At 70.3% G+C, this 23212-nt stretch carries 21 protein-coding genes and 1 tRNA gene; 12 read left to right on the top strand and 10 right to left on the bottom strand.

The genetic code is table 11. The features are described 5' to 3' along the window. Window positions 1-2: 2 nt before the first annotated feature. The 3 genes from AC0IY0_RS09385 (at window position 3) to AC0IY0_RS09375 (ending at window position 2222) form a co-directional block, all read left to right on the top strand. On the top strand, window positions 3-662 hold the full coding sequence (locus AC0IY0_RS09385; protein WP_147938118.1) for a class I SAM-dependent methyltransferase: 660 nt from the start codon (window positions 3-5) through the stop codon (window positions 660-662). Window positions 663-875: 213 nt separating this feature from the next. Continuing rightward, the gene (locus AC0IY0_RS09380) at window positions 876-1448 is read left to right on the top strand and encodes an NAD(P)H-dependent oxidoreductase (RefSeq protein WP_147905798.1); all 573 of its coding nucleotides are present in this window, start codon (window positions 876-878) and stop codon (window positions 1446-1448) included. A gap of 147 nt (window positions 1449-1595) precedes the next feature. Next, entirely contained in the window at window positions 1596-2222 is a 627-nt protein-coding gene (locus AC0IY0_RS09375) for a cytochrome b (protein WP_147938119.1), read from the top strand. A 104-nt stretch (window positions 2223-2326) separates the two neighbouring features. Here AC0IY0_RS09375 and AC0IY0_RS09370 read toward each other — a convergent pair whose 3' ends face one another. Further along, complete coding sequence (locus AC0IY0_RS09370; RefSeq protein WP_147905800.1) at window positions 2327-3223, bottom strand: AprI/Inh family metalloprotease inhibitor; 897 nt, start codon at window positions 3221-3223, stop codon at window positions 2327-2329. Continuing rightward, complete coding sequence (locus AC0IY0_RS09365) at window positions 3220-4185, bottom strand: 2-hydroxyacid dehydrogenase (RefSeq protein ID WP_147905801.1); 966 nt, start codon at window positions 4183-4185, stop codon at window positions 3220-3222. Before AC0IY0_RS09365 ends, AC0IY0_RS09370 begins: the two co-directional genes overlap by 4 nt. 279 nt (window positions 4186-4464) lie before the next feature. On the opposite strand from AC0IY0_RS09365, the gene leuC reads away from it, so the two are divergent. From leuC to mqo, 4 genes are all read left to right on the top strand, one after another. After that, entirely contained in the window at window positions 4465-5877 is a 1413-nt protein-coding gene (gene leuC / locus AC0IY0_RS09360; RefSeq protein ID WP_147905802.1) for a 3-isopropylmalate dehydratase large subunit, read from the top strand. A gap of 82 nt (window positions 5878-5959) precedes the next feature. Then, a tRNA-Leu gene (locus AC0IY0_RS09355) sits at window positions 5960-6044 on the top strand. A gap of 273 nt (window positions 6045-6317) precedes the next feature. After that, window positions 6318-6839 (top strand): lipocalin-like domain-containing protein, encoded by a 522-nt coding sequence (locus AC0IY0_RS09350; protein ID WP_471763666.1) that lies wholly within the window; start codon window positions 6318-6320, stop codon window positions 6837-6839. 475 nt (window positions 6840-7314) lie between these two features. Next, complete coding sequence (gene mqo, locus AC0IY0_RS09345) at window positions 7315-9036, top strand: malate dehydrogenase (quinone) (RefSeq protein ID WP_419829569.1); 1722 nt, start codon at window positions 7315-7317, stop codon at window positions 9034-9036. A 92-nt stretch (window positions 9037-9128) separates the two neighbouring features. On the opposite strand, the gene AC0IY0_RS09340 is transcribed toward mqo, so the two are convergent. Both AC0IY0_RS09340 and AC0IY0_RS09335 read right to left on the bottom strand, forming a co-directional pair. After that, window positions 9129-9386, bottom strand: coding sequence for a hypothetical protein (locus AC0IY0_RS09340; protein WP_461231092.1), 258 nt, complete (start codon window positions 9384-9386; stop codon window positions 9129-9131). A gap of 255 nt (window positions 9387-9641) precedes the next feature. After that, window positions 9642-9854, bottom strand: a complete 213-nt coding sequence (locus AC0IY0_RS09335) for a hypothetical protein (protein ID WP_147905806.1) — start codon at window positions 9852-9854, stop codon at window positions 9642-9644. A gap of 395 nt (window positions 9855-10249) precedes the next feature. Between AC0IY0_RS09335 and AC0IY0_RS09330 the strand changes: the two genes are divergently transcribed. Next, window positions 10250-10414, top strand: coding sequence for a hypothetical protein (locus AC0IY0_RS09330; RefSeq protein WP_187193582.1), 165 nt, complete (start codon window positions 10250-10252; stop codon window positions 10412-10414). 232 nt (window positions 10415-10646) lie between these two features. Here AC0IY0_RS09330 and murI read toward each other — a convergent pair whose 3' ends face one another. Continuing rightward, window positions 10647-11522 carry a glutamate racemase gene (gene murI / locus AC0IY0_RS09325; RefSeq protein ID WP_147905807.1) on the bottom strand — a complete coding sequence of 292 codons (876 nt, stop codon included), beginning with the start codon at window positions 11520-11522 and terminating at the stop codon, window positions 10647-10649. 261 nt (window positions 11523-11783) lie between these two features. Here murI and egtB point away from each other — a divergent pair, with 261 nt between their 5' ends. The 3 genes from egtB (at window position 11784) to AC0IY0_RS09310 (ending at window position 15193) form a co-directional block, all read left to right on the top strand. Further along, window positions 11784-13052, top strand: coding sequence for an ergothioneine biosynthesis protein EgtB (egtB, locus tag AC0IY0_RS09320; protein WP_471763665.1), 1269 nt, complete (start codon window positions 11784-11786; stop codon window positions 13050-13052). A 107-nt stretch (window positions 13053-13159) separates the two neighbouring features. Continuing rightward, a complete protein-coding gene (egtD, locus tag AC0IY0_RS09315) occupies window positions 13160-14134 on the top strand; it encodes an L-histidine N(alpha)-methyltransferase (RefSeq protein WP_471763664.1) in 975 nt (324 codons plus the stop codon). Window positions 14135-14176: 42 nt separating this feature from the next. Next, complete coding sequence (locus AC0IY0_RS09310) at window positions 14177-15193, top strand: adenylate/guanylate cyclase domain-containing protein (protein WP_471763663.1); 1017 nt, start codon at window positions 14177-14179, stop codon at window positions 15191-15193. Window positions 15194-15294: 101 nt separating this feature from the next. On the opposite strand, the gene AC0IY0_RS09305 is transcribed toward AC0IY0_RS09310, so the two are convergent. From AC0IY0_RS09305 to clpS, 4 genes are all read right to left on the bottom strand, one after another. Continuing rightward, the gene (locus AC0IY0_RS09305) at window positions 15295-16593 is read right to left on the bottom strand and encodes a flavin monoamine oxidase family protein (RefSeq protein WP_471763662.1); all 1299 of its coding nucleotides are present in this window, start codon (window positions 16591-16593) and stop codon (window positions 15295-15297) included. A 259-nt stretch (window positions 16594-16852) separates the two neighbouring features. Next, window positions 16853-17134, bottom strand: coding sequence for a hypothetical protein (locus tag AC0IY0_RS09300; RefSeq protein ID WP_147909963.1), 282 nt, complete (start codon window positions 17132-17134; stop codon window positions 16853-16855). 91 nt (window positions 17135-17225) lie between these two features. After that, window positions 17226-19727, bottom strand: coding sequence for an ATP-dependent Clp protease ATP-binding subunit ClpA (gene clpA, locus AC0IY0_RS09295; protein ID WP_471763661.1), 2502 nt, complete (start codon window positions 19725-19727; stop codon window positions 17226-17228). A gap of 37 nt (window positions 19728-19764) precedes the next feature. After that, the gene (gene clpS / locus AC0IY0_RS09290) at window positions 19765-20166 is read right to left on the bottom strand and encodes an ATP-dependent Clp protease adapter ClpS (RefSeq protein WP_187193701.1); all 402 of its coding nucleotides are present in this window, start codon (window positions 20164-20166) and stop codon (window positions 19765-19767) included. 604 nt (window positions 20167-20770) lie between these two features. On the opposite strand from clpS, the gene AC0IY0_RS09285 reads away from it, so the two are divergent. Then, window positions 20771-22252 (top strand): D-alanyl-D-alanine carboxypeptidase, encoded by a 1482-nt coding sequence (locus AC0IY0_RS09285; protein ID WP_147909961.1) that lies wholly within the window; start codon window positions 20771-20773, stop codon window positions 22250-22252. 212 nt (window positions 22253-22464) lie between these two features. Here AC0IY0_RS09285 and AC0IY0_RS09280 read toward each other — a convergent pair whose 3' ends face one another. Then, complete coding sequence (locus tag AC0IY0_RS09280) at window positions 22465-23211, bottom strand: J domain-containing protein (protein ID WP_471763660.1); 747 nt, start codon at window positions 23209-23211, stop codon at window positions 22465-22467. Window position 23212: the final 1 nt, after the last annotated feature.

The following is a 23212-nucleotide window of genomic DNA, read 5'->3' as shown; positions in this document are numbered from 1 at the left end:
CGATGCGCGCCCCGGACGATCCGCAGGGCTTCATCCAGGCCAACACGCGGCTGCTGCCGGTTCCCTACGCGCCCGAGATCCGCCTCCACGTCGCCGACGAGGCGACCGAGCTCTGGCAGAAGACCGAGGACGAATTGCAGGCGATCGGGCTGCCGCCGCCGTTCTGGGCCTTCGCCTGGGCGGGCGGGCAGGCGCTCGCCCGCTACATCCTCGACCATCCCGAAATGGCCCGCGGGCGCCGGGCCGTGGACTTCGCTTCCGGCTCCGGCCTGGTGGCGATCGCCGCGGCCCGGGCGGGCGCGCGGCACGTCGTCGCCAGCGACCTCGACCCGTTCGCCGTGGCGGCGATCGGCATCAATGCCGCCGCCAACGGCGTGGCCGGCCGGATCGCCCCGGTCTCGGCCGACCTCCTCGGGACGCGGCCGGAGGCCGACCTCGTGCTGGCCGCCGACGTGTTCTACGAGCGCGACCTCGCCCAGGCGGTGACGGCCTGGCTCATCGACCTGCAGGCGGGCGGGGTGACGGTGCTGATCGGCGACCCGGGGCGGACCTACCTGCCGCGCGAGCGCCTGGAATGCCTGGCGACCTACGCGGTGCCGGTCTCCCGCGCCCTCGAAGACGCCGAGATCAAGCAGAGCCACGTCTGGCGGCTGCAGGGGTGAGACGATGGCCCGCGCGTCGCGCGTCCAATCGATCCGGCCGCGGCATCGAGGCTTCATCCCAGGCCGGAATGCGTTACCGTGCAGCCGGACCGCGAGATGCGGGCGCGCCTCCGAAAGATGCGTCGCCGGGCGCTCGGCGGGCTCGAGATTTGCGCGTATCCCGCCTCCGGGCGCGCGGCGTCTGAAAGATTATGTCCAGGTGAGCGTCGAGTCGTGAGCGTCAAGCCGAGCCTTCCCCGTGTCGTCGCCTTCTCCGGGAGTGCCAAACGACCGTCGCGGACCCGCGATCTCGTGACGGCGGTCGGCGCCGAGCTCGGGCGGCTGCGCCGGATCGAGCTGACCGTCTACGATCTGGTCGATGCCGGCCCGGGCATCGGGGCGTCGCTGCGCGAGGACCTGCCCCTGCCGGCGGCGCACCTGATCGCGGCGATCGAGGGCGCGGACGCCCTGATCGTCGGGACGCCGGTCTACCAGGGCGGCTATGCCGGGCTGTTCAAGCACGTCTTCGACTTCGTCGATCCGGCGCGGATGGCGGGTATGCCGGTGGTGCTCACCGCCACGGGCGGCGGCCTGCGCCACGCCCTGGTGGTCGAGCACGGCCTGCGCCCGCTGTTCGGCTTCTTCGCGGCCCACGTCGCACCGACCTCGGTCTATGCCGGCCCCGAGGACATGGCCGACGGGCAGATCACCGACGCCACCGTGGCGGCCCGCCTCGCCGCGGCGGCGGTGGAGCTGGCCGCGCTCTTGGACGTGGCCCGGGCGATCGACGCCGGCGCGGCGGCCTGACGCGGGAGCGTCGCCGGTTTGCAGCGGGCCGGGAGCGGTTCTACACCGTCAGCCTGGCATCGTTCTAAACCGTGATCGGGCCCGGCGTGGGTTGAGTGCGCCTGTCCGTTCCAGCCCGCGGTTGACGAAGCCCATCCGCGAGGGATCATGGCAGGTTCAACCATCTCGGCCGGCAAGAAGGCGGACCGGAAGGCGGGCGCGCCGCTTCCCGCCACCTACGTCACGGCGTCCGGCCTGCCGCGCCACCATCCGGTGTCGCAGGCGCTGCACTGGGTCACGGCGGCCCTGGCGCTGGCGGTCCTGCCGCTGGCCTGGGTGGCGGTGAGCCTGCCGCCGGACCCCGCCAAGGGCAGCCTGTTCGTTCTCCACAAATCGGTCGGGCTGACGATCCTGGCGATCGTGGTCCTGCGGATCGTCTGGCGCATGATCCGGCCGGCGCCGCCGGATCCCCAGGCGCCACGGCTGCTGACGCTGATCGGTCGCGTCAACCATTGGCTGCTCTACGCGATCTTCCTGATCATGCCGATCAGCGGCTACCTGCTGAGCGCGCTCTCGGGACGGTCCACGCCGTATTTCTGGCTGTTCACCATCCCGGGCCTGACCAAGGACGACGGCGCGCAGAAGATCGCCGAGTCGATCCACCTCGTCGGGCAATGGTTCGTCTACGCCCTGGTGCTGCTGCACGTCGCCGGCACGGCCTGGCACCTCATGATCCGCCGGGACGGCCTGCTGGAGCGGATGCTTCCGGTCCAGGACGGGCGCGGATTGCGTTGAGGCGGTCGCCGCCGGGGTGGATACCGGCAGGGCGTCGGCGAGCGCGTCACATCCAGGACTGAACGCCGTCCCCGATCGCACCGCGACCGGGAACGGCGCTCGGATCAGTCGACCCGGCGCAGCACGAAGGTCGTCCCGACCTCGGGCTCGCGCCGCCAGCGGCCGTCGCCGCTCGGCACCAGGTCGATGGTGTGGCCGCGCTTGGCGGTGAGCGTCATGCGGCCGTTGGCGTAGCGCCAGCGGACGGGATCGAACACTTCGAGCCCGCCATCGTGGCAGCCCGGGACCACGTGGACGCCGCCGCCGGCCCCGTCGAGGGTGATCCGGCAGGTGTCGCGCTCCTGGAATCGATCGAGGGCGTAGGTGCCCGGCGCGGGCCCCGGCGCCGCCGTGGCGGTCGCGGCCGTGGTGCGCTGCAGTTCGGCGGGCACCGACGGCGCCGTCTGCAGCGGAGCGTTCGTTGCGGGCGCCGCCTCGATCCCCGCGATGGCGGGGGGAGCGGGCGGGCGCATCGCCGCGATGTCGAGGGGCACCAGGCTGTAGGTCTCGCCACCGTCCGGCTTGGCGACGAGGCTGCGCTGGTCCGGCCGCCGGACGAATTCGAGGATCGGGCGGACGTTCCGGTCGACCAGGCGCACGCCCCGGTCGCTGAACAGCCAGCCGGCGACGCCGTTCACGATCGGCAGGGCGCGCCGGCACCCGGCCGGGAAGCTGATGCGCTGGCCGGCCTCGCCGTTCTCGCTCCGCAGGGTCATGACGCAGCGGCGGTTGGTGCCGTCGCGCGACAGGTCCCAGGTCCCCGGCACCTCGCTGAGCCGCTCGGGGAGGCTCGGCGGGGCAGGGGGGGCCGCTTGTATCGCCGTCGGGGGCGCGGCGAGCGTCCCCGGGTCCAGGAGGCTCGGCTCGGGGGCCGTGGAGGGGGCGGCGAAGTCCTCCTGCGCCGTCGCCGGCCGCGGCGCCAGGGCCAGGGCGGCGAGCAGCGCAGCCTGTACGGGTCTCACGCGGGCGGGCTCCAGGGTGTCTCGGTCACGGGGGTCAGCGGGCCCCGACCCTCGAACCACGACAACACGTTGTCGACCACGAGTTGGGCCATCGCCGTGCGGGTATGCTCGGAGGCTGAGCCGACATGCGGCAGCAGCACGGTCTTGTCGAGGGCGGCCAGCTCCGCCGGCACGTGCGGCTCGTTCTCGAACACGTCGAGGCCGGCTCCCAGGATCGTGCCCGCCTGAAGCGCGGCGATCAGCGCAGCCTCGTCGACGAGGCTGCCGCGGGCGACGTTGATCAGGATACCCTCGGGTCCCAGTGCCTCCAGGACGGCGGCATCCACCAGCTTGCGGGTGTCGTCGCCCCCGGGGGCGACCACGATCAGGATGTGGACCGCCCGCGCCATGGCGATCAGGCTGTCGTGATAGGTGTAGGCGATGCCCGCCTTCCGGCTGCGGCCGTGATAGTCGATCGTGACGCCGAAGCTCTCCAGGCGATGGGCGATCGCCTGCCCGATCCGGCCGAGTCCCAGGATGCCGACCCGCCTCCCGCGCAAGGACGCGGTGAGCGGGAACGGCGCCTTCGGCCAGTGGCCCGCCCGCAGGTAGCGGTCCGCCTGCGGCAGCCGCCGGACGGTCGCCAGCACCAGGCCGACGGCGAGGTCGGCGACCTCGTCGGTGAGCACGTCGGGCGTGTTGGTGACGACGATGCCGCGCCGATGCGCCTCGACCGCGTCGACGCCATCGTAGCCGACGCCGAAATTGGCGATCAGTTCGAGCTTCGGCAGCCGCTCCATCAGGGCGGCATCGACTTGGCCGCCGACGCAGAGCCCCCGGATCCGCGGGCCGATCTCGGCCAGCTTGGCGTTCGGATCCGCGACGCCCGCGAGCCGGTGCACGGTGAAGCGCTCCTCGAAGGCGGCCTCGACCAGCGGATGCATCGTCTTGAGCAGCAGGATCTCGGGCGGCGCTTCGGACATCTCACACTCCCTGTTTGGCCGCTCGCTGCTGCGACCGGCGGTTTGGATCCGGCATAGGGCCTGCCGCCGGTCCGGCGCCAGCCATGCCCGGCCCCGGGCGGTGACAACCGGCGGCCGGCGCCGTGCGGCAGGGCGAAGACACGACGGGACCTGGACACGACGGGACCAGGACACGACGAGACGAGGACTCGCCCCTTTCGAAATTCGCCCGCGATGCCTACTAAGGAAGACGCATTATCGCGAGAGCTCTGCACCGATCCCATTCGAAGACGAAAACCGATGACCAGCCCGCGCACCCTCTACGACAAGATCTGGGACGACCACGTCGTCGATGTCCAGCCGGACGGCACCAGCCTCCTCTACATCGACCGGCACCTCGTTCACGAAGTCACGAGCCCGCAGGCGTTCGAGGGTCTACGCGTGGCCGGCCGCAAGGTGCGCCATCCCGAGAAGACGCTGGCGGTGGTGGATCACAACGTCCAGACCACCGACCGGTCGAAGGGCATCGACGATCCCGAGAGCCGCACCCAGCTCGAGGCGCTGGCTGAGAACGTGCGCGACTTCGGCATCGAGTTCTACGACGCCCTCGATGTGCGCCAGGGCATCGTCCACATCATCGGGCCCGAGCAGGGCTTCACGCTGCCCGGCCAGACGATCGTGTGCGGGGATTCGCACACCTCGACGCACGGCGCCTTCGGGGCACTGGCGCACGGCATCGGCACCTCGGAGGTCGAGCACGTGCTCGCCACGCAGACGCTGGTGCAGAACAAGGCCAAGAACATGCGCGTCACGGTGGACGGCGCGCTGCCGCCCGGCGTGGGCGCCAAGGACATCATCCTGGCGATCATCGGCGAGATCGGCACGGCGGGCGGCACCGGCCACGTGATCGAGTATGCCGGCGAAGCGATCCGCGCCCTCTCGATGGAGGGGCGGATGACCATCTGCAACATGTCGATCGAGGGCGGCGCCCGCGCCGGCCTGGTGGCGCCGGACGCCACGACTTACGCCTACGTCAAGGATCGCCCGAAGGCCCCCAAGGGCGCGGCGTTCGACAAGGCCCGGGCCTACTGGGAGAGCCTGCTCACCGACGAGGGCGCGTTCTTCGACCGCGAGGTGCGCCTCGACGCCGCGAGCCTGCCGCCGATCGTCAGCTGGGGCACCAGCCCGGAGGACGTGATCTCGGTGCGCGGCCGCGTGCCGGATCCGGCGGCGATCGTGGACGAGAACAAGCGCCAGTCCAAGGAGAAGGCGCTGGCCTATATGGGCCTGACCCCGGGCACGCCGATCACCGACATCACCCTGGACCGGGTGTTCATCGGCTCCTGCACCAACGGCCGGATCGAGGACCTGCGGGTCGTCGCCCAGATGGTCGAGGGCCGCAAGGTGCACGAGAGCGTGTCCGCCATGGTGGTCCCGGGCTCGGGGCTGGTGAAGGCGCAGGCCGAGGCCGAAGGCATCGATCGGGTGCTGAAGGCCGCGGGCTTCGATTGGCGCGAGCCGGGCTGCTCCATGTGCCTCGGGATGAACGCCGACCGGCTCAACCCGCTGGAGCGCTGCGCCTCGACCTCGAACCGCAACTTCGAGGGCCGTCAGGGCCATCGCGGACGCACGCACTTGGTCTCGCCGGCCATGGCGGCAGCGGCCGCGGTCGCCGGCCGGTTCGTGGACATCCGGGATTGGCCGCGCGGCTGAGGCGCAAAAGGCACAAATCGCGATTGACGGACCCCACGCGTCCGCATAAACGAAGCCGTCGCCGGCCAATGGCCGACGGCGAGCCCAGGTGGCGGAATTGGTAGACGCGCTGGTTTCAGGTACCAGTCTTGCAAGAGGTGAAGGTTCGAGTCCTTTCCTGGGCACCATCAGCCGCCTAAAGCGCTGATCCGCACAACACTCTCTCCCCAGACCATGACACGGGACCGGCCATCGCTGCCGGTCGGTGCCGCTTCGGATCCCTGTCGATCGAAGCCGTGCGCCATCATCCGAACCCAGCCCCGCGCGACCGACACCTGTCACGACAGGGCCGCACGCCGTATCCCGGTGTCGCCCGATTCGCGCGGACTGCATGGCCACCCGTCGGAACGGCTCCGGTTCCCGGGGCTGCAGGCGAAGCGGGCCGGAAGGAGAATCACCGGATGACGAAGTTCTCCGCGACGCTCGCGGCCGCGTTGCTCATGGCCGCGTCGCCCGGCCAGGCCGCCGACGCCCAGCCGCAGATCCAGGCGGACGAGGGCGATCTCGCCGAGAAGATCGTCGGAACCTGGGAACTCGTCTCCTACCAGGTCGAGGACAAGGCGACCGGGTCGCTCATCGACGCGATGGGCAGCGCGCCGCGGGGCCGGGTGATCTTTACCCCGGATGGCTGGGTCGCATTCAACCTCGAGGGCACCGACCGCAAGCCGGCCGAGACCGATGCTGATCGCGCGGCGCTGATGAAGACGCTGGTCGCCTATATCGGCCGCTACCGGATCGAGGGCGACCAATGGATCACGACGGTCCAGACCGCCTGGGCGCCGGAATGGGTCAACACCGAGCAGCGGCGGACGATCAAGATCCATGGCGTTGAGGCCGACGTGACGACGCCCTGGCGGATCATGCCCAACTGGGATGCCGGCCGACTCTCGCGCAGCATCATCCGATTCCGGCGCAGCCGATAAGGGCGGCTCCCGCCATGCCGCCCGCGCGCACCCCGCATGTTCCGCACAGGACAGGCGGCGGCGTTTGTCCTACACCACAGATTGTCCTTTCAGACCTCATCCTCTAAGACGCGGTGAACACGCCGCCGCGCCAGATCGGCCGGCGTCTTTTCACCGTCGAGACTCGCCGATCACCGCGCGACCTCCGGATCGGGTCTTGGCTCTATTCGGCGCTGCCACGTCGAACCCGGCCATCGACTGGGAAAAGACGTTTCTATCCGGCCCTGCACTTCCGGAAGCTGTCTTCGGAAGCATCGACGGCGCACAAGACAAGAAACGATCGCACACGATCGATCACGCGCTGCGTGCCGCATCATCCGCGGGGGAACGTTCCGGAAGGCTGGATGCGCGGGGCTCCCGTCGCATCGATCCGACGCCTTCTGTGCCGGGACGTGCCAGCCGTGCATGCCCGGCCCTCAACCGATGAGATGTGGCGATGCGTGCCGACGACACCAACAAGCCCCGATCCCCGCGCGACACGCTCGCGGTCAGCCGGCGGCAGCTCCTCGGGACGGCGGCCACCGGGCTCGCCGCGGCCTCGCTGCCGAGCGCCCTCGCGTTCGCCGACAGCGCCGACACCAAGGTCGACGTGCTGCTGATCGGCGGCGGCATCATGAGCGCGACGCTCGGCGTGTGGCTGAACCAGCTCGAGCCCACGTGGTCGATCCAGATGGTCGAGCGCCTGGATCAGGTCGCCCTCGAGAGCTCGAACGGCTGGAACAACGCCGGCACCGGGCACTCGGCGCTGGCGGAGCTGAACTACACCCCGGAGAAGAAGAACGGCCAGGTCGAGATCGCCAAAGCGGTAGAGATCAACGAGGCGTTCCAGGTCACGCGCCAGTTCATGGCCTCGCTGGTCAAGGCCGGGGTGCTGAAGAACCCCCACGCCTTCATCAACTACACCCCGCACATGAGCTTCGTCTGGGGCGACGACAACATCGCCTACCTGCGGAAGCGCTGGGAGGCCCTGAAGGCCAGCCCGCTGTTTGCCGGCATGGAATTCTCGACCGATCCGGAGCAGCTCAAGACATGGGTGCCCCTGATGATGGAGGGGCGCGACCCGGCCCAGAAGGTGGCCGCCACCTGGTCGCCGCTCGGCACCGATGTCGAGTGGGGCGAGGTCACCCGCCAGTACGTCGCCCACCTGCAGGGCCAGCCGACTTTCAAGCTGAGCCTCTCCACCGAGGTCGAGGGCATCGCCAAGAACGCCGACGGCTCCTGGCGGGTGACGTCGCGCAACGTGAAGGATGGGTCGCGGCGCAGCGTCGACGCCAAGTTCGTGTTCATCGGCGCCGGCGGCGGCGCCCTGCACCTGCTGCAGAAATCGGGCATCCCGGAGGGCGAGGATTACGCCGGCTTCCCGGTCGGCGGCTCGTTCCTGATCAATGAGAACCCGGACGTCGCGACGCTGCACCTCGCCAAGGCCTACGGCAAGGCGTCGGTCGGCTCGCCCCCGATGTCGGTGCCGCACCTGGACACGCGGGTGCTCGGCGGCAAGCGCGTGATCCTGTTCGGACCGTTCGCGACCTTCTCGACCAAGTTCCTGAAGGAGGGCTCGTATCTCGACCTCCTCAGCTCGACCACGACCAGCAACATCTGGCCGATGGTCCGGGTCGGCCTGGACGAGTATCCGCTGGTCGAGTACCTGGCCGGCCAGCTCATGCTGTCGGACGACGACCGGATCGCGGCCCTGCGCGAATACTTCCCGAAGGCCAAGAAGGGGGAGTGGCGCCTGTGGCAGGCGGGTCAGCGCGTGCAGATCATCAAGCGCGACCCGAACAAGGGCGGCGTGCTGAAGCTCGGCACCGAAATCGTCAACGCCAAGGACGGCAGCATCGCCGCCCTGCTGGGTGCCTCGCCGGGCGCTTCGACGGCGGCGCCGATCATGCTGCAGGTGCTGGAGAAGGTGTTCGCCAAGAACGTCGCCACGCCCGAGTGGCAGGCGAAGATCCGGCAGATCGTCCCGAGCTACGGCACGACGCTCAACGACGACCCCGCCCGGGTCGCCGAGGAATGGGCCTACACCAGCGAGCAGCTGCAGCTGCCGGCGCCGCCCCGGATCGACACGGCAGCGCTCAAGCCCGTGCCGGCGAGCAGTACCGTGCTGAACAGCAGCGACACGCCGGTCCCGGCGCCGGTCCACGACCTCGCGCCCTGAGCGCGGTCTCTCCCGGGCCTCGTGCGGACGCACGGGGCCCGGGGCCGGCGGCGTTTCGCAGTCCCTCCGGGATCGGTTTCGGACAGGGGGCTCTACCGGGTGGCGCCGTGCGCGATGTGCAGCCAGCCGAAATCCACCGGATAACCGAGGCCGTGCAGCATCTTGACCCGCTTCCACGAGGCCGAGCGGGCCGAGCCGGCGTCCTGTCCGGCCTCGATCTCCGCGGATTCCATCTCCTGAAGCTCCTGGGTCAACGCCTCGCGCAGCCCCGTCGCCTTCATGGCCCCAAGGGCCGCGGTGAAGGCCTGCTCGGTCACCCGCACCTGATCGCAGATTTGACGCACGCTCATCAGTCTTGAGCCCTTTGCACTGCCGTTGGACCGCTATTGCGCAGTCATCGGATCTTAGCATCCGCGGCAGCAACGTCAGATGTACGTCTTTGGTGCAGACAGGTTTAGTATCCAGCTTGGTAAAGCCGGCCTTCTGGGGCGCTCGCGGCCGGGATCGATACCGGTTCGGGGAAAGCAAGCCCGTCGGATCGAGGACCGAGGGCGGTTCCGGACGGGGCCGGCGGCGTTCGGGAAAAGGCGATGCGGACCAGGCGTCTAGCGCAGCGGCAGCCAGCCGAGGCGGCGCGTCACCCGGGACGGGCGGCGCCAGCGCCGCTTGCGTCCGAACGTCCTGCGCGAGTCGAGGATGCCGGATCCGACCTCATCCTTCTGGATGATCCGGGGCTGCACCGCCGCACCGATGGCCACCAGGGCGGCCGATCCGACCAGCGCCATGATCGCGGCACCCCAGAAAAGACTCTCGAACATCTGGTCCTTCCCGCCGGCATTTCCTTTTATAGGCCTGAAGTCTGATCGAAATTGCGGCAGAAGCTAGACTGCGCAGATTATTTTGCACACTTATCAGTATCGCTGCGGGTGGCTTTGCGGTGTGCAACCCTTGCGGCGGGCCATTTCCGCTGCGGCGATCCCCGCGAGCCTGGCCAAGGCCGGAGCGCGCGGCAGCGCCCGATACCCCCGATCCCCACCCCAACGCCGCGCTCCACCCGCTTCGGCGACCGTGGTTGCAAATTTTACGAAGCGTTCATCCTGCGGGTGTCCACTTTACGCCACCAAGGCCAGGCAAGCCTTCGGTGGACCACGCCACCCGCGACGGGCCAGGGACCGGCCCACAGGACAGATCACACAACAGGGATCCGAGACCGATGCCGCGCAAGACCGACACGACACCGCAAGAGCCGATCATGGAGCTGTGGCGGATCCTGGCGCTGGCGCTGATCGTCGCGGCCGGGATGCTCTTCGTCCATCTGGTCGTCCCCGCCGAGGCCGAAGCCCTCGACAGACCCGCAAGCACCGCAGCGCTGCGCTGACGCACCCGTCCCAGTCGCCGTCTCTCTCGTTCGGCACGGCTGGACGGCGGACCGGCGGCCTCGTCGGCGGGGCGAAGGCCGCGGGCTCCGTCCGAGGCGGATCCGCGGCAGGCCCGGACGCGGCGGCCCAGGGCCGGACCTGGAGTATCATTTCGCAGGAGGGCCGCCGGCTTCCGGAAGGAGCCGGCGGGAGAAGCCGCGGCCCGTCGGGGCCCGGCTGGGTCGGCGCCGCCTACTGCATCGCCAGCGGCATCGCCTCGACGGCGACCTCGCCGATCCCGCGGGCGGCGAGGGAGGCGCGCAATGGGCCGGTCAGGCAGGTGCCGGCCGTAAAGGCGCCATGCACGGCCCCGTCATGGTCGGCATCCCGCCGGGCCGGGCCGATCAGCTGGATCACGCGCCGGGCGATGGCGGGCGCCGGATCGATCCAGGTCACCGGCCAGGGCGCCAGCGCTTCGAGGCGCGGCAGCAGCAGCGGGTAGTGGGTGCAGGCGAGGCAGACCACGTCGGTGCGCCGTCCGTCAGCCTCGGCGACGAAGCAGGGCGCGATCTCGGCCGCCAGGGCGGCATCGTCGATCGGTGCGCCGGCCAGTTCGGCCTCGGCGAAGCCCGCGAGGTTCGGCGAGCCGACCAGCGTCACCGCGCAGGATCCGGCATAGGTCGCGATCAGGTCGTGCGTGTAGGAGCGTGCCACCGTGCCGGGCGTGGCCAGCAGCGTGATCAGGCCCGAGCGGGTCGCCGCGGCGGCGGGCTTGATCGGCGGCACCACGCCGACGAACGGCGTCGCGAAGCGCTGGCGCAGGGCCGGCAGGACCAGGGTCGAGGCGGTGTTGCAGGCGATGACCACCAGGTCCGGCCGGTGCGTCGCGACGAGCTGCTCCATCACCGCGAGCACCCGGGCCACGAGGGTCGCCTCGCCGAGCCGCCCGTACGGGAAGGCGGCATCGTCGCCGGCATAGACGTAGCGGCCGTCCGGCCGGGCGCGGCGCACCGCATCGAGGACCGTCAGGCCGCCCAGGCCGGAATCGAACACCAGGATGGTCGGCTCCGGTGACGGGCGGAACGCCGCGGGGGACAAGCTCGCCCCGGCCATCAGATCGATCCGCATGGAAATTCTGGACTCCGCACTCAGCGCCTCGAATCTCGGTGTCGAGGGTTAAAACCTCCTCACTGCGGCGCAAGAAAGACCCGCGATTTCAAGTTCTCCCCGTTAACCCCCGCGTCCCCGGCGGCGAATGAGGCGAACGACCCGGGCGCAGGCGGAATCACGAGCGGAGGTTGTCTGACCACCGCGGGGACATATCTTCTGCGACCAAGCTGAGCGTCGATAAGACGATCCCAGCAGAGACGCGAATAAGGGAAGATCCGCATGGCAGCCACGGCGGCACTCCGCTCCGGCGACACGCGCGCGCAACCGGCTGCGGCTTTCCCGCCCCCGGCCGTGACCGCCCGGCCGATCGACCGCGCCGCCTGGATCGCCGCATTCCGTTTCGTGCGCAGCGAGACCGAGCGCCGCGCCGCGCCGCTCTCGGCGGAGGACCAGCAGGTCCAGTCGATGGCCGATGCCAGCCCGACCAAGTGGCACCGGGCGCACGTGTCGTGGTTCTTCGAGCAGTTCCTGCTGCGGGAGCACCTGCCGGGCTACGCCATCTTCGACGAGCGCCTGCACTACCTGTTCAACTCGTACTACGTGGCGGCCGGCCCGCGACAGCCGCGCATCCAGCGGGGCATGATCACCCGGCCGACCATGGACGAGGTCACGGCCTATCGGGCGCATATCGACCGCGCGGTGGAGTCGCTGCTCGGCCAAGCCTCGGAAAGCGCCCTGGAGGCCGTGCTGCCGATCCTCGAGATCGGGCTGTACCACGAGCAGCAGCATCAGGAGCTTCTGCTCACCGACATTCTGCACGCCTTCGCGCAGAACCCCCTCGGGCCGGTCTACGATGGCGGCTGGCGCTTCCCGGCCGCCTCCGGGCAGACGGGTCAGGCCCCGCTCGCCCGCGGCATCGCCTGGATCGGGCATACCGGAGACGGGTTCTCGTTCGACAACGAATCGCCCCGCCACGAGGCGCTGATCCTGCCCGGCCGGATCGACAGGGCGCTGGTCACCAACCGCGAATGGCTCGCCTTCATGGAGGCGGGTGGCTACGCCAAGCCCGAGTTGTGGCTCTCCGACGGCTGGTACGCCGGCCAGGCCGAGGGCTGGGAGGCGCCGGGCTATTGGCGCCGGGACGGCGACGGCTGGGCGACCATGACGCTCGGCGGCGTGCGGCCGGTGGATCTCGACGCGCCGGTCACCCATCTCAGCTACTACGAAGCCGACGCCTATGCCCGGTGGGCCGGTCGCAGCCTGCCGACCGAGTTCGAGTGGGAGGTGGCGGCGCGGGACGGCGCACTGCCGGACGCGTTCGGCCTCGTCTGGCAATGGACCCGCAGCGCCTACACCGCCTATCCGGGCTACCGGCCGTTGCCGGGGGCCCTGGGCGAATACAACGGCAAGTTCATGGTCAGCCAGTTCGTGCTGCGCGGCTCGTCGGTGGCGACGCCGGAGGGCCACGCCCGGCTGCCGTACCGCAACTTCTTCTATCCGCATCAGCGTTGGCAGTTCACCGGCCTGCGCCTCACCGACGCCGCCTAGGGCCGTTCCCGATCGCGAACGGCCTCAATCCTCGATTCGAAACGCTCGCCGACGCCGAACCGGTATCCCCGTCGGCCGCGAGCGCTCCAAGCGCCCCGGAGTCGCCCTTGACCGTCAAGCCCAGCTTCCCCGACGCGGCCCCGGTCGCCCTGGACACGCCCGAACTGGCCTTCCTGGCCGATGTGCGGGACGGCCTGTCCCGCCCGCAGAAGGCACTCGCGCCGAAGTACTTCTACGACACCGCCGGCTCGGACCTGTTCGAGGCGATCACGCGGTTGCCGGAATACTACCCGACCCGCACGGAGGTCGGGATCCTCGACCGCAGCGGCCCCGAGATGGCCGCGCTGCTGCCGGCCAAGGCCGCGCTCGTCGAGTTCGGCAGCGGCTCGACCATCAAGCTGCGCCGCCTGCTGCGCCACCTCGACAAGCTCGCGGCCTACGTGCCGGTGGACGTCTCGGCCGAGTTCCTGCGGGCGCAGGCGGACGTGCTGAGCAGCGACTTCCCGCATCTGCGGGTCGAGCCGGTGGCGGCCGACTTCACCCGCGACTTCGACCTGCCCGCGAGCCTCGCGGGCATGCCCCGGGCCGGCTTCTTCCCGGGCTCGACCATCGGCAACTTCGAGCCCGCCGAGGCCGAGGACCTGCTGCGGCGGTTCGGGCGCATCCTGGGGAAGGGCGCCCACATGATCGTGGGCGTCGACCTCGTGAAGGATACCGCGATCCTGGAGAACGCCTACGCGGATGCAGCAGGCGTAACGGCTGCGTTCAACCTCAACCTCCTGACCCGGATCAACCGGGAGCTCGCCGGCCGCTTCGATCTCGGCGCCTTCTCGCACCGGGCGGTGTTCAACCCGGGGCCCTCACGGATCGAGATGCATCTGGTCTCGCAGCGCGCGCAGGATGTCGGGATCGGCTCCGAGACCTTCGCGTTCGCGGCCGGCGAGACGATCCACACCGAGAGCAGCTACAAGTACACGGTCGAGACCTTCCGAGCCCTGGTGGAGCGGGCCGGCTGGACCTGGATCCAGGTCTGGACCGATTCGGAGGGGCTGTTCTCGGTCCACGCCCTCCGGCAGGATTGAACCCGGCGCGTCGGGCCGGCACGTGGGGTGAAGGACGGCCGGATGCGTTTCAGCCCGCGCTGGTTCTACCTCGTGGCGCCGGGGCTCGGCGCCCTGGCCGGCCTGCTCTACGGATCGCTGTTCGCGGTCGGCCCGCTGCTGGGCTCGGCGATCCGGGGCGCGATCATCGGGGCACCGATCCTGCTTTACGAGCGCGGGCTGCTGTGGCGGCAGATGCGGGAGCGCGTGCGCCAGCTGGCGACGCCGCTGTTCCTGCTTTCCACCGTGGCGCTCTACATCGCCCTGATCGTGGCCGGCAACGCGGTCGCCAGTACGGTGCTGAACCGCCTGTTCCGCTTCATGTACAGCGAGCGGAACGCGATGCTGATGACCGAATCCGGCCTGCTCTACGGGCTCGCGATTTCGGTCCTCGTGGTGTTCGTGTTCCGGGTGCGCGACCTGATCGGTCCCGGCGTCTTCGCCAACCTGCTGATCGGCCGCTACCACCGGCCGATCAGCGAGGAGCGCATCTTCCTGTTCCTCGATGTCACCGGCTCGACCCGCTTCGCCGACCGCTACGGTGACCGCGCGGCGCAGGCCTATCTCGGGCAAGTGTTCAACGCCCTGGCGCCGCCGGTCTCGCGCTTCCGGGGCTCGATCGACGATTACATCGGCGACATGGCCCTGGTCACCTGGACGATCGAGCGGGGCACGCGCGACGCGGCCTGCCTGCGCTGCGTCTTCGCCTTCGCCGAGCAGCTCGCCGCCGAGGCCGACGCCTGGACGAAGCGGTTCGGGCAGGTCCCGGAATTCCGCGCCGCCCTGCATTGCGGCTCGGTGGTCACCGCAGAGATCGGGCTGGAGCGCCACAAGATCGCGTATTTCGGCGACGTCGTGAACACCACAGCCCGGCTGGAGAGCCTGTCCAAGAGCCTCGGCGTGCACGTGCTGGTCTCGGCCGACCTGCTCGACCGGATCGGCCCGCTGCCGCCCGACCTCGTGGCGGAGGATCTCGGCACGCACGCCCTGCGCGGCCGAGAACAGCCGCTGGCCGTGGCGGCGATCCGGAAGCCGGCTTAAGGCATCGTCAGGACCGTCGGCTGCCGGCTCAGATACTCTGCGCGCCGCGCTCGCGCATCGTCGCCTTCCGAAAGCCGGCAGCCACCTCTCGGGGCGATGCTCTAGGCGCCCAGGACCTTCAGCACTTCCTGGGCCGCGCGCTCACCGTCGAGGGTGGCGCCGCCGACCGTCATGGCGCCGCCGCCGGCGAGCGCTTCGCCGGCGAAGAACACCCGCCCGCCGACCGGATCGCGCAAGCGCTCGCGAGCCTCCGCGTGTCCGGGCTCGACGATGGAATACGAGCCGCGGGCGTGCGGGTCGGTCCACCACCCGGCGAGGCGGCCGGCCAGGACGGCGCCCTGCGCCTTCGCGCCCAGGATCGCGCCGAGGCGCTCGGTGGCCAGGGCGATCGCGGCCGGTTCGCCCGCGCGGCACAGGTCCCGGGCGAGGTCGCCGCCGAGATTGGCCACCGCGATGGCGCGGCCGAACGGGCCCATCTCGAAATACACCGTCGGGCCGCCGGTGATCACCGACACCGCGTCGCCCAGAGCTGCCGGATCGACCTTCGCAGGGTCGAGCCGCAGGCCGATCTTGGTGTAGGCGCCCATGTGCAGACCATCCAGGGCCGCCGCAGTGCCATCGGGCAGGCCCGGGGTGAACCGGATCGCCCCTTCTCTCAGCACGCCGACCGGCACCGTCACGATTGCCGCCGCCACCGCGAGCGTGCCGCAGGCCGTGTCGATCCGGACGGTCTTGCCGGACCAGTCGATCGCCCGCACCGGACAGCTCAGCCGGACCGGGAGGTCGGCGAAGCGCCGCGCCACGAGGTCGCCGTAGCCATCGACCCAGAGGTCGGTCCCGGACCACAAGCGATCGTAATCCACCGCCGAGACCCGCTCGGGATCCTCGCCGAGCGAGAGCCGGCTCAGGCCGGCCGCCGCACCCTCGGCGTTCGGGCCCCCAGCGCGGGCGGCCTCGGCCAGCGAGGTGTCGCGCCCCTTGGGGGCCAGCAGCGCGTCGAGCCCGGAGAAGCCCGCACGGCGGCTCGCATTCTCCGCGTCGGTCGCCGGCCGGCCGTCGATCATGAGCGTCCGGGCCCAGCCGCTCTCCTGCGCGAAACGCACGCCCGATGCCCGGGCCACGGGGGCCCAGGGGTTGCGCTCGGCCCAGTGGATGTACTCGGCGCCGGCATCGAAGCGGCAATCGGGTCCGAGCGACCGATCGGTGAAAGCCCGGCCGCCGATCCGGTCCCGGGCCTCGACCAGCACGACGTCCTGCCCGGCCGCGCGCAGTGCCGACGCCGCCGCCAGGCCGGCCGCCCCGGCGCCGACGACCGCCACGGAGCCGCCCCGCGTCGCGGCGCGCACGGACGGGGCCGCCAGCACGGCAGCCGCCAGGATCGTTCGTCGGGTCGGACTCATGGCGTCACCGCTGGGGGGCCATTCTGAGCCGGATCAATCCGGCTTCACCCCGGATACCTGTACCGAGATCGCGGACCGGCAAGCGCGGCAGGGCCGCGGCATCTTCCCGAAGGAGGCGAGCCTGCGGCCGGCAAAGGGTGATGCCGTCTGGACGTCCCCGAGCATCATCGCGGAAACGGAGATGCCGCCTTGAATGCCACCGACGCCGCGAGGCCAGGACCGCACGCAGGGCGTCGATCCTGTTGCCCGATCCGAGGCTCTAATGCGCGGCCGGGTTGGCGGACCGCTTCTCCATCATGGTCTTGACCTGCATCAGCTGGTCCCAGACCTGACCGGGCGAGGTGCCGAAGAAGTCGAAGCCGGCATTCACGCCGAGAAAGATCCCGACGCAGATCAGTGGCACCAGCACCCAGGCCAGCACCTCCTCGCCGCGGCGACGCCGCTGGCGGCGCCGGCGCCGCTCCTCGCGCCGGGTCAGCTTCGGGGCAGGCGCAGGATGCGTGACGGGGGATAGAGGCCCCTCGTGCAGATCTTCGGTCATCAAGCGCCTCCTCGCCGCGGCGCGTTCGCGTCGCGGCGGTCATAGACCGGCAGGCCGTGGTCCGGAAGCCTGCCGGCCGGCGTGAGGGCTCTTATGCGCGGACCAGTGGCACCTTCGGCACGGTCCGGACGCCGCCGCCCGAGCCGCCGCTGCCACCACCGCCGCCGCCCTTGTCGTCCTTCGGGGTCTTCTTGCGCGTGGCCGCGCGGGGCTTGGCCCGCTTGTGCCGCTTGGCCGCGTTGGTGACGTCCGCCTCCGGCTTCGGCGTGACCGGACCGGCCGGGAAGTCGAAGCCGAGGCTGTCCTTGGCGCCGGCCTTGGCCTCCTCGTCCTCCGGCTTGCGCACCACCACCCGGACGGCGCCGCCGTCCTTGAGCTTGCCGAACAGCACCTCATCGGCCAGCGGCGTCTTGATGGTCGCCTGGATCAGACGCGCCATCGGGCGGGCGCCCATGGCGTCGTCGTAACCGTGCTCCACCAGCCACGCCCGCGCCTCGTCGGACAGCTCGATCGTCACGTTGCGGTCGGCGAGCTGCGCCTCGAGCTGGAGGACGAACTTGTCCACGACCTTGGCCACGACCTCCTTCGGCAGGTGGCCGAACGAAATGATCGCGTCGAGGCGGTTGCGGAATTCCGGCGCGAACAGCTTGTTGATCGCCTCCACGTCGTCACCCGTGCGCTTCGTCTGGGTGAAGCCGTAGGCCGACTTCGCCAGGTCCGAGGCGCCGGCATTGGTCGTCATGATGATGATGACGTTGCGGAAATCGACCTGCTTGCCGTTGTGGTCGGTCAGCTTGCCGTGGTCCATCACCTGCAACAGGATGTTGAACAGGTCCGGGTGGGCCTTCTCGATCTCGTCGAGCAGCAGCACGCAATGCGGGTGCTGGTCGATCCCGTCGGTGAGCAGGCCGCCCTGGTCGAAGCCGACATAGCCGGGGGGCGCGCCGATCAGGCGGCTGACCGTGTGGCGCTCCATGTATTCCGACATGTCGAACCGCAGCATCTCGACGCCGAGCGAGGAAGCGAGCTGCTTGGCGGCCTCGGTCTTGCCGACGCCGGTGGGACCCGCGAACAGGTACGAGCCGATCGGCTTGTCCGGATCGCGCAGGCCCGCCCGGGCGAGCTTGATCGCCGAGGTCAGCGCCTCGATCGCGTTCGGCTGGCCGTAGACCACCCGCTTCAGGTTCTCGGTGAGGTGCTGCAGCACCACCGCGTCGTCCTTCGAGACGGTCTTTGGCGGGATGCGGGCCATCGTGGCGATGGTCGCCTCGATCTCCTTGATGCCGATGGTGCGCTTGCGACGCGCCTCCGGCACCAGCATCTGCGACGCGCCGGTCTCGTCGATCACGTCGATCGCCTTATCGGGCAGCTTGCGGTCGTTGATGTAGCGGGCCGACAGCTCGACCGCCGCCTTCACGGCCTCGGTCGTGTACTTGAGCTTGTGGAACTCCTCGAAGTACGGGCGCAGGCCCTTCACGATCTCGATCGTGTCCGGGATCGACGGCTCGTTGACGTCGATCTTCTGGAACCGGCGCACCAGGGCGCGGTCCTTCTCGAAGTACTGGCGGTACTCCTTGTAGGTGGTCGAGCCGATGCAGCGCAGCGTGCCCGAGGCGAGCGCCGGCTTGAGCAGGTTCGACGCGTCCATGGCGCCGCCCGAGGTCGCACCGGCACCGATCACCGTGTGGATCTCGTCGATGAACATGATCGCGTTCGGGTGCGCCTCGATCTCCTTCATCACCTGCTTGAGGCGCTCCTCGAAGTCGCCCCGGTAGCGGGTGCCGGCCAGCAGCGTGCCCATGTCGAGGGAAAACACGGTCGCGTCGGCCAGGACCTCCGGCACCTCGTGCTGGATGATCTTGCGGGCCAGGCCTTCGGCGATCGCGGTCTTGCCGACGCCGGGGTCGCCCACCAGCAGCGGGTTGTTCTTCTGCCGGCGGCAGAGCACCTGGATCGTGCGCTCGACCTCGGAGTGGCGACCGATCAGCGGGTCGATCTTGCCGTCCCGGGCCTTCTTGTTGAGGTTCACGCAGTAGGCGTCGAGGGCGTCGCCCTTCTTCTTCGCGCCGCCGCGGGGATCGCCCTCGTCGCTCGGGCGCTCGGGCGCGCCTTCCTCTTCCGCGCCGCGCACGGGCTTGGCCTCGGACGCGCCGGGGCGCTTGGCGATGCCGTGGCTGATGTAGTTGACCGCGTCGTAGCGGGTCATGTCCTGCTCCTGCAGGAAGTAGGCGGCGTGGCTCTCGCGCTCGGCGAAGATCGCCACCAGCACGTTGGCCCCGGTCACCTCCTCACGGCCCGAGGACTGGACGTGGATCACCGCCCGCTGGATCACCCGCTGGAACCCGGCGGTGGGCTTGGCGTCCTGGCGCCCGTCCCCGGTCAGGTTCGAGAGCTCGGTGTCCACGTAATCGACCAGGCTGCGCTTGAGCGTGTCGATCTCGACGTTGCAGGCGCGCATGACCGCGGCCGCGTCCTGGTCGTCGACAAGGGCGAGCAGGAGATGCTCCAGCGTCGCGTATTCGTGCCGTCGCTCGCCGGCGAGCGCCAGGGCTCGGTGGAGGGCTTGTTCTAGGCTGCGTGAGAAGCTTGGCAAAGCTGGCCTCTGTGTGGGTGCCTACCGCGAACGGCGCCTATTTCTTTTCCATAACGCACTGGAGAGGATGTTGGTGTTTGCGCGCGAAGTCCATGACCTGCGTCACCTTGGTCTCCGCCACCTCGTAGGTGAAGACCCCACACTCGCCGACCCCGTTCTGATGCACGTGCATCATGATGTGGTAGGCGTCCTCGTGACTCTTGTTGAAGAAGCGTTCGACGACCAGCACGACGAATTCCATCGGCGTATAATCGTCGTTCAGAAGGAGTACCCGGTACAGGCTTGGCTTCTTGGTCTTCGGCTTGGTGCGGGTGATGATCGCGGTGTTGGACCGGTCGTCGCCGCCCGGGGCGCGCGAACCGGAGGCCGTGATCGCCAAACGCGCCGGCCCGTGAAGCGTCGTCGATATCGCGGTGCCCTGAAGGGGGACCTGTGTCATGTGCGTCGAACCGATCCCTCGATTGGAGCGGGCGTCGCCGGCCCCCAATACCGATCCCGTCATGACCCTGCCGGGAGCGGCGTCCGGGTCGGCGGACATTAATCTACAGACCGTGAAGCGACTTCGCCAGACGCCTGCGCGCACTTGTCCGCCCCGCAAAGCTTGCGCCCGGCGCGACGCCTGCGACCCGCTCATGCCGACCTGCCGAGGTCGGCACGCGGAACGCGCCCGGCAGGCGGGGCCAGGGTCGGCACGCAGCGCCCGGATCGAACCGCGCGAAACCCGATTCCCGACCGGGGAATGCCGGGAGACGCGGGGAGGGCGGGGGATCGTTGCATGGCCGGCCTCCTCGGCGCCGCCGGGCCGGCTCGCCGCGCGCCGACACCGATGACGAAACCGGATCTCACCCAAGAGTGTGGGTCGCATACGCCATCGTCAAGACATGGCCGGACCGGCGCGATTCGGAACGCGAGTGGTTCGCATTAACGGGCCTGTAACTGCACCCGCCTAATTCTCAACCGATGCAGCGGGGCCACGCGATCAACGCAGGCCAGCACCAGAGATACGACCGGCGCATGCCGGTCTCGCGAGGCAATCAGGCGTGATGCGTAGCGTTGTAGGCCGCCCCCGGACGATCCCCGCGCTGCCGGCCGCCTTGGCCGCCGCCGCGGTCCTGACCGCCCTGGCCGCCCCGGCCGAAGCCCGCCGCGGGCGGCACCATCACCATGCGTCAGGGGGCGGCTACAACCCGCCCTACGCCGCCATGGTGGTGGACGTGAAGAGCGGGAAGACGCTGCACGCGGTCAACGAGGACGCGCTGCGCCATCCGGCCTCGATCACCAAGGTCATGACGCTCTACATGCTGTTCGAGCAGATGGAGCGCGGCAAGTTCGCCCTCGATTCCGAGCTGACCATGTCGGCCCACGCCGCCGCCCAGGCGCCCTCGAAGCTCGGCCTGCGCCCGGGCCAGACCATCACGGTCGAGGACGCGATCAAGGCGATCGTCACCAAGTCGGCCAACGACGTGGCCTGCGCGATCGGCGAGAACATCGCCGGCTCCGAGGAGCGCTTCGCCCAGATGATGACCGCCAAGGCGCACGCGCTCGGCATGAGCCGGACCCGCTACGCCAACGCCTCCGGCCTGCCGGACCCCGACCAGCTCACCACCGCCCGGGACCTCACCGTCCTGGCCCGCGCCATCCAGGACCGGTTCCCGCACTATTACCGCTACTTCCAGACCCGCGCCTTCGCGTTCCGCGGCCGGGTGATCGGCAACCACAACCACCTGCTCGGCAACGTCCAGGGCGTGGACGGCATCAAGACCGGCTACACCCGCGACTCCGGGTTCAACCTGATGACCGCGGCCAAGTCCGAGGGCCGCCAGATCGTGGCGATCGTGCTCGGCGGCAAGTCGGGCGGCAGCCGCGACCGGATCATGGCCGACCTCGTCCGCGCCAACCTGCCCCGGGCCTATGCCGGCGTCCGCCAGTCGGCGCCGGTCACCGAGATGGCCGAGCGGGCCCGCCCGGCCGTGGTGGCGGACGCCGTCTCGCGCACCCGCACCCAGGTCGCCTCGGCCGACGACGAGGATGTCGAGACCACCGGCACCACCGGCGAGCCCCTGGACATCATGCCCTCGCGCTCGACCACGACGCCGGGCGGCACCTGGAAGCCCGGTCCGCAGGGCGTGTCGCAGGCCCTCCCGAAAGCCGCGCAGGCCTATGCCGGCGCGAGCGGCGCCCAGGCACCGTTCCCGGGCGCGTCCAAGACCGCGGCCCGGATGGCCTCCGCGGAACGCGACGAACCGCCCAAGGCCGTCGCCGGGACCCGCGTCGTCCCCACCGCCTGGGTGATCCAGCTCGGCGCCATGGACGACGAGTCCAAGGCCCGCACGATGCTCTCCGAGGCCCGCGCCAAGGCCGGCGGCAGCCTGTCCAAGGCGGCGCCCTACACGGTCAAGGTCGAGCATGGCGGGACCACGCTGTACCGCGCCCGCTTCTCCGGGTTCGCCGAGCAGGATTCCGCGCAGGATGCCTGCTCGGCCCTGAAGCGCAGCGGCTTCAGCTGCTTCGCGACCCGCAGCTGAACGACCCTGAGCATCATCCCGAAAGGTGGATTCCGGCTTTCGGACCAAGATGATGCGGAGACAGAGGCCTCGAGCGTCGTCCCGGCCCTGATTTCCGGGACGACGCTCTAGACGATCGACGGCGCGCCCCTCCGGCGCGCCGGCACGGCGGAGCCGCGGCTGTGTTTGCCCGCGGCTGCGAACCAGTCAGCATCTGACAACGCGCGTGGAGTTCAGCGATGTCGGCTCAAAAGCCTGTCCCGGGCCGCGTTGACCCGCGCCGCCCTGTCGGCACTTCCGCCCTGGTCGGGGTGGGTGAGCTTCATCAGAGACCTGTGGGCCGTCCGGACCTGCTCAGCGGTCGCCCCGCGCTGAAGCCCCAGGATCTGGTGCGCCTCCTCCTGCGTCATCGACCCTGGATACGCCGGGCGTCCCGGCCGCGGGTCTCGATCGCGCTCAGCGTCTACACGCCAGCCGGGCGCCCGGCGGTCGAGATACGGCTCTAGCAGCGCCGCGCCCTCGGCATCGCGTGCGCGGCAGACCTGCAGCAGCGCGATCAGGATTTCGGCCGGCAGGGCGTCGAGCCGGGCCCCGGCACCGGGCCCGGCGATCACCCGGCCGTCGCGGATGGAGCCGTCCGGACGCAGGCGGACATCGAGCAGGGACGTGCGGTGCCGGAGCCCGGGGCCGAACCGGGACGTGACGAGGCGGGCGAGACGCTCGGTCATGGCGGCCTGCCCCTCGATCATCCAGATGCCGCTGAGGCCGAGCAGGGCCGCCAGGATGAGGTTCCCGTGCAGGAGCAGGAACCCGGCCGCCGCGAGCGCGAAGGCGCCGCCGAGCTTCTGCGGCTGGACCGCGCCGGTCACCGCGCCGACGCCCTTGCCGAAGGCACGCCCGAGCCGGCGGCCGAGGCCGTCCCCGTTCTTCGAGAGCCACCAGAGCGTGGCGCAGGCCAGTAGGACCGCAAACAGCACCATC

This window comes from Methylobacterium sp. AC315 (assembly GCF_979253755.1).
The sequence above is the reverse complement of the archived record's forward strand: the minus strand, read 5'-3'. Positions and strand labels throughout refer to the sequence as shown.

Coding starts and splice junctions, on each gene's coding strand:
- AC0IY0_RS09385 (WP_147938118.1), top strand. CDS start 3: ATGCGCGCCCCGGACGATCCGCAGGGCTTCATCCAGGCCAACACGCGG.
- AC0IY0_RS09375 (WP_147938119.1), top strand. CDS start 1,596: ATGGCAGGTTCAACCATCTCGGCCGGCAAGAAGGCGGACCGGAAGGCG.
- AC0IY0_RS09365 (WP_147905801.1), bottom strand. CDS start 4,185: ATGTCCGAAGCGCCGCCCGAGATCCTGCTGCTCAAGACGATGCATCCG.
- leuC (WP_147905802.1), top strand. CDS start 4,465: ATGACCAGCCCGCGCACCCTCTACGACAAGATCTGGGACGACCACGTC.
- AC0IY0_RS09350 (WP_471763666.1), top strand. CDS start 6,318: ATGACGAAGTTCTCCGCGACGCTCGCGGCCGCGTTGCTCATGGCCGCG.
- mqo (WP_419829569.1), top strand. CDS start 7,315: ATGCGTGCCGACGACACCAACAAGCCCCGATCCCCGCGCGACACGCTC.
- AC0IY0_RS09340 (WP_461231092.1), bottom strand. CDS start 9,386: ATGAGCGTGCGTCAAATCTGCGATCAGGTGCGGGTGACCGAGCAGGCC.
- AC0IY0_RS09335 (WP_147905806.1), bottom strand. CDS start 9,854: ATGTTCGAGAGTCTTTTCTGGGGTGCCGCGATCATGGCGCTGGTCGGA.
- AC0IY0_RS09330 (WP_187193582.1), top strand. CDS start 10,250: ATGCCGCGCAAGACCGACACGACACCGCAAGAGCCGATCATGGAGCTG.
- murI (WP_147905807.1), bottom strand. CDS start 11,522: ATGCGGATCGATCTGATGGCCGGGGCGAGCTTGTCCCCCGCGGCGTTC.
- egtB (WP_471763665.1), top strand. CDS start 11,784: ATGGCAGCCACGGCGGCACTCCGCTCCGGCGACACGCGCGCGCAACCG.
- AC0IY0_RS09310 (WP_471763663.1), top strand. CDS start 14,177: ATGCGTTTCAGCCCGCGCTGGTTCTACCTCGTGGCGCCGGGGCTCGGC.
- AC0IY0_RS09305 (WP_471763662.1), bottom strand. CDS start 16,593: ATGAGTCCGACCCGACGAACGATCCTGGCGGCTGCCGTGCTGGCGGCC.
- AC0IY0_RS09300 (WP_147909963.1), bottom strand. CDS start 17,134: ATGACCGAAGATCTGCACGAGGGGCCTCTATCCCCCGTCACGCATCCT.
- clpS (WP_187193701.1), bottom strand. CDS start 20,166: ATGACACAGGTCCCCCTTCAGGGCACCGCGATATCGACGACGCTTCAC.
- AC0IY0_RS09285 (WP_147909961.1), top strand. CDS start 20,771: ATGCGTAGCGTTGTAGGCCGCCCCCGGACGATCCCCGCGCTGCCGGCC.
- AC0IY0_RS09280 (WP_471763660.1), bottom strand. CDS start 23,211: ATGGTGCTGTTTGCGGTCCTACTGGCCTGCGCCACGCTCTGGTGGCTC.